At 62.2% G+C, this 6878-nt stretch carries 7 protein-coding genes; all 7 read right to left on the reverse strand.

Going from position 1 to position 6878, the window contains the following annotated elements:
* On the reverse strand, positions 1-730 hold a 730-nt coding region (locus RBR29_RS09620), incomplete at its 3' end, for a potassium-transporting ATPase subunit KdpA (protein ID WP_320348861.1).
* Positions 731-858: 128 nt separating this feature from the next.
* Positions 859-939, reverse strand: a complete 81-nt coding sequence (gene kdpF / locus RBR29_RS11970; protein ID WP_369293025.1) for a K(+)-transporting ATPase subunit F — start codon at positions 937-939, stop codon at positions 859-861.
* A 452-nt stretch (positions 940-1391) separates the two neighbouring features.
* Positions 1392-3002: a glycerol-3-phosphate dehydrogenase/oxidase gene (locus RBR29_RS09625; RefSeq protein ID WP_320348868.1), complete on the reverse strand. Its 1611-nt coding sequence runs from the start codon at positions 3000-3002 to the stop codon at positions 1392-1394.
* A 14-nt stretch (positions 3003-3016) separates the two neighbouring features.
* Positions 3017-4750: an ABC transporter substrate-binding protein gene (locus RBR29_RS09630; protein WP_320348869.1), complete on the reverse strand. Its 1734-nt coding sequence runs from the start codon at positions 4748-4750 to the stop codon at positions 3017-3019.
* Between the two features lie 347 nt (positions 4751-5097).
* Positions 5098-5406 (reverse strand): DUF2160 domain-containing protein, encoded by a 309-nt coding sequence (locus RBR29_RS09635; RefSeq protein WP_320348863.1) that lies wholly within the window; start codon positions 5404-5406, stop codon positions 5098-5100.
* Positions 5407-5427: 21 nt separating this feature from the next.
* Positions 5428-6246, reverse strand: coding sequence for a carbohydrate ABC transporter permease (locus RBR29_RS09640; protein ID WP_320348865.1), 819 nt, complete (start codon positions 6244-6246; stop codon positions 5428-5430).
* Positions 6239-6878: sugar ABC transporter permease (locus RBR29_RS09645; protein ID WP_320348867.1), on the reverse strand; the 640-nt coding region annotated here is incomplete at its 5' end. The genes RBR29_RS09645 and RBR29_RS09640, both read right to left, overlap by 8 nt.

A 6878-nucleotide genomic window follows, 5' to 3' on the forward strand; every position in this document is an offset into this window, starting at 1 on the left:
GGTTCTCGAACGGATGGGCGGCATTCATGGCGAAAAAGCCCCCGCCATTGGTGCCGATATGCTTGATCGCCTCCAGGCTGGCGACCGGCCCCATGATGATCTGCTGCCGGGCGCCTTCGAGCGTAGTCACCACCGCATCTGCAGCCAGTGTCTGAGGCATGCCCTGCCAGACATAGACAAGCGCCATGACACAGCACAGCGGCAGCAAGAGCCGGTAGAGCACACGGGTGAAATCCACCCAGTAGTTGCCAATATCCCCTGCGGACTTGCGGCTCAGACCCCGGATGACGCCTCCGGCGGCCGCCACGCCGGTGGCCGCACTGACGGACATCAGAAACGTGATGACCGCCATTTGCGAAAAATTCGACAGGCTGCTTTCACCGGAATAGGCTTGCCAGTTGGTATTGGTGGTAAATGACACTGCGGTATTGAATGCCAGATCAGGCGTCTGGGACGCCCTCCCCAGTGGATCGCCCGGCAAGAACTGCTGCACGCGCAGCAGCACGTAGCCCAGCAGCAGCATGGCGGCGTTGCTCAGGACGAGCACCACCCCGTAGCGCTTCCAGGACATGGGCTCCGACGGGTCAACACCCAACAGGCGGTAAGTGCCCCGCTCCAGGGCACTGTGCCCGGGATGGGTGAAAAGATGCGCCATCCATTTTCCCAGCCCCACGGCTGCGCCAGCCATGATCGCCAGGATGATGACGAACTGAACGATATCGACAGTCATCTTGGGCTCCGATCAGATTTTTTCGAGACCGACGATGAACCCCACCGCAACGGCGAAAAACCCGCAGGACAATGCCAAAAACAATAGATCAGCCATAAGATCCTCAATTGATTCACAGGGTTCTTGCATCAGAATTTTTCGGGCCTGATCAATGCATAAGCCAGATAGGCAAACAGCCCGAACGCAATCAATCCGACAATCAAATTCATGCTTCACCTCAATCGTTTCCAGACCCGGGCCGGGCGACCCGGTCATGCGATCCAGTATTCAACGACAGCGCGTAAAGTTTCCATTCCAGAACTCCCGTCGCACATAAATTCTGCGTAAATCCTGGCGGCAAGCCTTGGTATAAGCTGGAGATTTACAGCATTGTCAGCGGCGCCGTCGGCATGCTCGGGGATCTGATTGGCTTGGACGGGGCGGCCTGGGCCGCCCGGATGCGCGGGCGCACGCGCTATCAGGTGCTGGCGGTGTTGCTGGTGCTGATCGCAGGCGTCGTGGCGGGCGATAAACTGCTGATCCCCACGCTGGTGTTGTTGTTCGGGGTGGACATCAGACTGGCCGACTCGCTGTCACTGGCCGTCAAGGTCTGGCGGCACACATGGCGCGGCGGCAGGCGCTCCAGGCCCTGCGGTGCACAAGCCGCAGGACCCGTACAGCATCACGCAGGAACGCTGCGATATTGTTCGGCAAGCGCCAGAAAGGCTGCCGGATTGCCATCCGAGCCGATTTCCTCGCTCAGAATGCGCGCGACGGCCGGCGTGGCCTGGATCGCCCGATCCGCATGCAAGAACAGCATCCGGTGACGCCGGGCCAGCACATCCTCGACCGTGCAGGCATATTCACGGCGCGCCGCATGGCGGACCATGGCCTCGCTCAGGCCCAGGCCCAGATCATGGTCGGCGCCCGGCAGTGCCTGGACATCAGGGGCTTCCGTGCCGTACACATGCAAACCCGGCAGATCGGTCAAGCGCGTGGCAGGCGCATCCGGCGGCGGCGCGCCCAACAGCGGGAAACTGGCCGTCCGGCAAGGCGGCAGATCGGGCACCAGGCCCGCGTTCCGGCAATGCAGCAGGACATCCTCGGCCATGGAACGGTAGGTGGTCCACTTGCCTCCGGTCACGGTCACCAGGCCCGACGGACTGACCTGGACGGTATGTTCACGGCTGATGGTCTTGGTGCCGCCTTCATCTTCATGCGCCGGCCGCACCAGGGGGCGCAGCCCGACCCAGACGCTGAGCACGTCTTCGGCCCGGGGGGCGCGCGCCAGCACATGGGCAGATTCGTTCAGGATGAAGGCAATTTCCTCGGGCAGCGCCCGAGGTTCACGGGTCACGGCTTCACGCGGCGTATCCGTGGTCCCCAGGATCAGGTGCCCCAGCCAGGGAACGGCAAACAGCACCCGGCCATCCCGGGTGCGCGGGATCAACAGCGCTTCGCTGGATGGCATGAAGGATCGATCGACCACCAGGTGAACGCCCTGGCTGGGCGCCACCATGGGCGTGGTGCCCTGCCCCCGCGCAGCATCATCCAGGCGGCGCAGGTCATCGACCCAGACGCCGGTGGCGTTGATGACGCAACGGGCACGAACCGTGCCTTCGCGGCGCCCTGCGGCATCCAGGGCATCGCGCCATTGCACGCCGCTGACCCGGCCATTCTCGTGGAGCACATCGACGACGGGGCAATAATTCAGCACCAGGGCCCCCTGGGCAGCCGCCGTGCGGGCCAGGGTCAGCGCCAGCCGCGCATCGTCGAACTGGCCATCCCAGTATTTGACACCACCGAACAGCCCGGCGGTCTTGAGTCCCGGCAACTGGGCCGCCGTACGGGCACGCCCCAGCCATTCGGTCCGGCCCAGGCTGGCAGAGCCCGCCAGGGCATCGTAGACCTTCAGGCCGGCACCATAGAACGGCACCTCCCAGGGGCGATAGGCGGGCATGACGAAGGCCAGGGGCTGGGCCAGATGCGGCGCATTGTTCAGCAAAGCCCGGCGTTCGTGCAGGGCCTCGCGCACCAGGCCGATATTGCCCTGGGCCAGGTAGCGGACCCCGCCATGCACGAGCTTGGTCGCGCGCGAGGAGGTCCCGCCGGCAAAATCGTTGGATTCCAGCAGCAGGACCGACAGGCCCCGCAGCCGGGCATCCAGGGCGACGCCCAGGCCGCTGGCGCCACCGCCGATGACGATCAGATCAACCTCGGTCAGGGCTTCGAGGTCATGCAGCAATTGATCCCGATCCGTCGTGACAGGCGGCAGGACAGCAGTCTGGGACATCATTCACACTCCCATCAACGGACGCGGCCTTCTTTCCAGGCTTGCAGCAGGGAATCGTAGGACACGGTTTCCGGCTTCGGGTTCTCGTCGGCCAGCTTCTTCCAAGGCGCATGCTCGTCGCTGAGCCACTTGGCCGGATCGCTCTTCTCGTTGAGCTTGGGCGCGCAGCGTTTCATGCCGGCCCGCTGCAGGCGAGCCATGACCTTGTCCATTTCGTTGGCCAGATTGTCCATGGCCTGCTGCGGCGTCTTTTCCCCGGCGATGGCCTGGGAAACATTGCGCCACCACAATTGCGCCAGCTTTGGATAATCGGGCACGTTGGTGCCGGTCGGCGTCCAGGCCACCCGTGCCGGACTGCGATAGAACTCGATCAGCCCACCGTACTTGTTGGCGTTCTGCGTGAAGTAGTCGCTGTGGATGTCGCTGTCGCGGATGAAGGTCAGCCCCTCGATGGACTTCTTCAGCGACGTGGTCTTGGCAGTCACGAACTGGGCATACAGCCAGGCGGCGGCAACCTTGTCCGGGTCGTGATTCTTGAAAAAGGTCCACGAACCAACGTCCTGGTAGCCGTTCTGCATGCCTTCCTTCCAGTAGGGGCCGTGCGGGGCCGGCGCCATGCGCCACTTGGGCGTGCCGTCCTCGTTGACCACCGGCAGGCCCTTCTTGGTCATGTCGGCCGTAAAGGCGGTATACCAGAAGATCTGCTGGGCGATCTCACCCTGGGCCGGCACGGGGCCGGACTCAGAGAAGGTCATGCCCAGGGCCACCTTGGGCGCGTACTGTTTCATCCAGTCGATGTATTTGGTCAGGGCATAGACAGCGGCCGGCGAATTGGTCGCCCCGCCGCGTGCCACAGATGCCCCCACCGGCGTGCACTTGTCATCGGCCACGCGGATGCCCCACTCGTCAACGGGCATGCCATTGGGAGTCCCCTTGTCGGCCGCGCCCGCCATCGACAGCCAGGCATCCGTGAACCGCCAGCCCAGGGACGGGTCCTTCTTGCCGTAGTCCATGTGCCCGTAGATGGGCTTGCCATCCAGCGTCTTGATGTCCTCGGAGAAGAACTTGGCAATGTCCTCGTAGGCGGTCCAGGTGATCGGCACGCCCAGTTCGTAGCCGTACTTGGCCTTGAATTTTTCCTTCAGGTCGGGGCGGTTGAACAAGTCATAGCGGAACCAGTACAGGTTGGCGAACTGCTGATCGGGCAACTGGTACATCTTGCCATCGGGCGCGGTGGTGAACGACGTGCCGATGAAATCCTGCAGGTCCAGGTTCGGATTGGTGTATTCCTTGCCGGCGCCCTGCATGTAGTCCGTGAGCGACAGGATCTCGCCGTAGCGGTAATGCATGCCGATCAGGTCGGAATCGGAAATCCAGCCGTCGTAGATTGACTTGCCCGACAACATCGATGTCTGCAACTTTTCGACTACGTCGCCTTCCTGGATCAGATCGTGATTGACCTTGATCCCGGTAATTTCCTCAAAGGCCTTGGCCAGGACCTTGGACTCGTATTCGTGGGTCGTGATGGTCTCGGACACCACGTTGATTTCATTGACCCCCTTGGCCTTGAGCTTGGCTGCGGCATCGATGAACCACTGCATTTCGGCCATCTGCTGATCCTTGCTCAGCGTGGACGGCTGGAATTCATTGTCGACCCATTTCTGGGCCTCGGCGGTGCCAGCCCAGGCGGCCTGGCCTCCCAGGGCGCAGGCAACGGCCAGCGCCAAGGCAGTGTGGCGGAATTTCATCATGTTCTCCTCTGTGTGCTCCCCTGCCCTGTCATCCTGCGCCGCCCGGGGAAAATAGGCGGCACCAGTCATGCATCAATCCACGTCGCCGCTTGCAAGCGGCTCTGCTCTCAAGCCGCTACAGCTCTCCACGTCGCCGCTTGCAAGCGGCTCTACTCTCAAGCCGTAACAGCTCTCCACGTCGCCGCTTGCAAGCGGCTCTGCTCTCAAGCCGTAACAGCTCTCCACGTCGCCGCTTGCAAGCGGCTCTGCTCTCAAGCCGTAACAGCTCTCCACGTCGCCGCTTGCAAGCGGCTCCGATTCGCCCGGCTGCTGACAGTCCGCAGTGGACTGTCAGCAGTCCGGGCTCATCCCTTTCTCATGATCAGTGCCAGGGTGGTCATGGACAGGATGAAGCTGATCCAGACGGAAGGTTCTTCATCCAGTGCGAACCAGTCCATGAACGTCTCGCCCAGTCCCAGAAAGGCCAGGTTGATATAGGCGGCCACCAGCAGGCCGATGAACAGGCGGTCGCCTCGAGTGGTTGCCATGGGCAGAAACCCTTTGCGCAACACCGTGGGCGAACGGATTTCCCAGACCGTCATGCCCACCAGCATCAGCGCGATGCAGACGAAAAACACGGCAGTCGGCGTAGTCCAGACCATCCAGTCAAACATGGCGTATTCCTTTGAAAGAAGCTAGACCCGCCCCATCGCAAAACCCTTAGCGATGTAGTGGCGCACGAACCAGATGACAATGGCACCCGGCACGATGGTGAGCGTGCCGGCAGCCGCCAGCGTGGCCCAGTCCATCCCGGAGGCCGACACCGTGCGGGTCATGATGGCCACGATGGGCTTGGCATCGACGCTGGTCAGCGTGCGCGCCAGCAACAGCTCGACCCAGCTGAACATGAAGCAGAAAAAAGCCGCCACGCCCACGCCCGACTTGATCAGGGGCAGAAAGATCGTCAGGAAAAACCGGGGAAAACTGTAGCCATCGATATAGGCGGTCTCGTCGATTTCCCGGGGAATGCCGCTCATGAATCCTTCCAGGATCCAGACGGCCAGCGGCACGTTGAACAACAGGTGCGCCAACGCCACGGCCCAGTGCGTATCCATCAACCCCAGCGTTGTGTAGAGCTGGAAGAACGGCAGCAGGAACACGGCAGGCGGCGTCATGCGATTGGTCAACAGCCAGAAGAACACATGCTTGTCGCCCAGGAAGGAATAGCGCGAAAAGGCATAGGCCGCCGGCAGGGCCACGGCGATGGCCATCACCATGTTCAGGCAGACATAGATCAGGCTGTTGACGTAACCCATGTACCAGGACGGGTCGGTCAGGATCAATCGATAATTGTCCAGCGTGAATTCCCGGGGAAACAGCGAGAACTCGGCCAGGATGCCCTGATTGGTCTTGAAGCTCATGACCACCATCCAGTAGATGGGGATCAGGGCGAACGCCAGATACAGGACCAGGAAAACAGTGCGCTTGCGCGGCAGGAACGAGCGATCAGTCATGAGAGGCTTCCAGATCCCGGGTGCCGACACGCAGCATCCAGTTGTACAGGACGAAACAGAACAGCAGGATGATCAGGAAATAGACCAGCGAGAAAGCGGCGGCGGGCCCCATGTCGAACTGGCCAATGGCCTTCTGCGTCAGATACTGGCTGAGGAAGGTCGTGGAATTCCCGGGCCCGCCACCGGTCAGCACGAACGGTTCGGTGTAGATCATGAAGCTGTCCATGAACCGCAACAGCACGGCGATCATCAGCACGCCGCGCATTTTCGGCAGCTGGATATAGCGGAACACCGCCCATTTGCTGGCGCCATCGATGCTGGCAGCCTGGTAATAGGCCTCGGGGATGGACTGCAGGCCGGCGTAGGCCAGCAACGCCACCAGCGGCGTCCAGTGCCAGACATCCATCAACAGTACGGTCAGCCAGGCATGGACGGGATTGCCCACATAGCTGTAGTCCAGCCCCAGGCGCGCCAGCACCCAGCCGAACAGACCGATATCGGTGCGGCCGAAGATCTGCCAGATCGTGCCCACCACGTTCCAGGGGATCAGCAGCGACAGGGACACGATCACCAGCACCGCCGAAGCACGCCAGCTGCGCGCAGGCATGGACAGGGCCAGCGCCACGCCCAGG

The organism is Castellaniella sp., assembly GCF_034007085.1.
Taxonomy (GTDB): Bacteria; Pseudomonadota; Gammaproteobacteria; order Burkholderiales; family Burkholderiaceae_B; genus Castellaniella.

What these genes read in the sequence shown, in the direction of transcription:
- kdpF (WP_369293025.1), bottom strand. Translation starts at nt 939, where the DNA reads ATGAATTTGATTGTCGGATTGATTGCGTTCGGGCTGTTTGCCTATCTG.
- RBR29_RS09625 (WP_320348868.1), bottom strand. Translation starts at nt 3,002, where the DNA reads ATGTCCCAGACTGCTGTCCTGCCGCCTGTCACGACGGATCGGGATCAA.
- RBR29_RS09635 (WP_320348863.1), bottom strand. Translation starts at nt 5,406, where the DNA reads ATGTTTGACTGGATGGTCTGGACTACGCCGACTGCCGTGTTTTTCGTC.
- RBR29_RS09640 (WP_320348865.1), bottom strand. Translation starts at nt 6,246, where the DNA reads ATGACTGATCGCTCGTTCCTGCCGCGCAAGCGCACTGTTTTCCTGGTC.
- RBR29_RS09630 (WP_320348869.1), bottom strand. Translation starts at nt 4,750, where the DNA reads ATGAAATTCCGCCACACTGCCTTGGCGCTGGCCGTTGCCTGCGCCCTG.